Origin of the sequence: Streptomyces sp. OfavH-34-F, from assembly GCF_022347745.1 — a bacterium.
GTDB lineage: Bacteria > Actinomycetota > Actinomycetes > Streptomycetales > Streptomycetaceae > Streptomyces.
In genome coordinates, this window is record NZ_JAKRGC010000584.1 from 1 (window position 1) to 1,777 (window position 1,777).

The 1,777-nt window shown below is 73.0% G+C and carries 3 protein-coding genes; all 3 read right to left on the bottom strand.

Annotation, left to right across the window (positions count from 1 at the left end):
- Positions 1-312: cobalamin-dependent protein (locus MHW47_RS35115; protein WP_239227867.1), on the bottom strand; the 312-nt coding region annotated here is incomplete at its 3' end.
- Between the two features lie 189 nt (positions 313-501).
- Positions 502-717: an MbtH family protein gene (locus MHW47_RS35120; RefSeq protein ID WP_111339046.1), complete on the bottom strand. Its 216-nt coding sequence runs from the start codon at positions 715-717 to the stop codon at positions 502-504.
- Positions 714-1,777 (bottom strand): thioesterase domain-containing protein (locus MHW47_RS35125; RefSeq protein WP_239227868.1); only part of this gene is annotated, 1,064 nt, incomplete at its 5' end. The genes MHW47_RS35120 and MHW47_RS35125, both read right to left, overlap by 4 nt.

Consider the following 1,777-nt stretch of genomic DNA (forward strand, 5'->3'; position numbering starts at 1 on the left):
GGCCGCCTCCGCCTCGCCGGAGCGCCCGGCGGTGCCCAGCTTGCCGCCGACCGCCACCGGCAGCGCGGCCGACTCCGGTTCGGCGCGCAGCGCGCGCACGGCGGCGAGGGCGTCCCGGTGGCCGTGGCCGTTGACGCTGCTGAGCACGACCGCGTCGGGGGCATGCCGGCGACAGGCGGCCGTGAGCAGCCGGGGACTCACGCAGGGGCCCAGCGCGACGACGTCGTGCCCCCGCTCCTCCAGGAACAGCCCGAGATAGACGAGGTTCCAGGTGTGGGAGTCCGAAGCGGTTCCGCTCAGGATTATCTTCATGCCTTCGATGGTAGGGAGCCGCATTCTTTTCCAGCGGAAGTCGAGCGGCAGTAACCGGCGGCAGTTTCCGGCCCCTGGAAAAATCCCGCGGAAGGGCCGGAATTCCCGGGCCGGCCGCATTCCGGGAGGGTACGCGAAAAGGCCGCGCCCCGCAGGAGCTGCGGGGCGCGGCGTGGATCGGGAGGCCGGTCAGGCGTACTGCTCGACCAGGCTGCGGGGGCGGATGTCGGTCCAGTTCGCGGTGATGTACTCCAGGGCCGCGGCCCGGTCACCGGCGCCCCAGACGCTGTTCCAGCCCGCCGGAATGTCGGCGAAGGCCGGCCAGAGGGAGTGCTGGCCCTCGTCGTTCACCACGACGTGGAAGGAGCCCTCGGCGTCGTCGAAAGGGTTCACGATGTCGCTCATGAATAACTCCTCGTTTCGTTTTCCCGCAGGTTTTCTTCCTGCAGTGCGGAGAGTTTCTCCGCGATGACTTTCCCGATGTGTGCGAGAGGTTCTTCCTCGGTCATCCGGAGATGGCCGCATTCCACGGTGTGGTTCTCCGCCGTCCCCGTCAGGAACGGATTCCAGGTGGCGGCCAGCGCGCCTTCCGGTTCGCCGGGCCTGCGGGCCGTGAAGAAGACCGCGCCGGTGTCGGCGACCCCGGGGACGTGCCGGGCCATGAGCGCCGCGTGCGTCTCGGAGGCGCGCAGCACGGCCCGGACCTCCTCCGCGCTGAAGCCGCCCAGCACCGGGTCCTCGCGGCGCACCCGCTCCACCGCGGCCGGCAACTCCTCCTCGTCCAGCGGCACGGCCGCCTCCGGCTCCCCGGGCGGCAGCACGGACACACTGCCCGGCCCCGTCTGGTGGACGTCCATCAGCGCGAGCAGTTCGACGCGCTGACCGGCCGCGCGCAGCCGGACGGCCATGGTGTGCGCGACGATCCCGCCGAAGGACCAGCCGAGCAGCCGGTACGGACCCCAGGGCTGGACCTGCCGGATGCGCTCCAGGTAGTCGTCGGCCATCTCCTCGACCGTGCGCGGCCGGTGGCCGGGCTCGCTCAGCGCGCGGGCCTGGAGGGCGTACAGCGGCTGGTCGTCCCCGAGGTGGCGGGCCAGGCCCGCGTACGACCAGCCGACCCCGGTGCCCGGGTGCACGCAGAACAGCGGGCGGCGGGTGCCGTGGACGTTCAGCGGCAGCAGCACCCCCATGGCGCCGGCCGTGCCGTCCGGGTCCTGGGCGCCGAGCAGCCCGGCCGGGGTCGGGGCCCGGAACAGGTCCCGCACCCCCCGGTCCACGCCGAGGACCGACCGCACCCGGCTCACCAGGCGCACACCGAGCAGTGAATGCCCGCCCAGGGTGAAGAAGTTGTCGTCGAGCCCGACCCGGGGCACGCCCAGGATCTCGGCGAACAGCCCGCACAGCACCTCCTCGCGCGCGTTGCGCGGCGCCCGGTGCGCGACGGCCGGCCGGTCCGGCGCCGGCA

Coding starts and splice junctions, on each gene's coding strand:
- MHW47_RS35120 (WP_111339046.1), bottom strand. CDS start 717: ATGAGCGACATCGTGAACCCTTTCGACGACGCCGAGGGCTCCTTCCAC.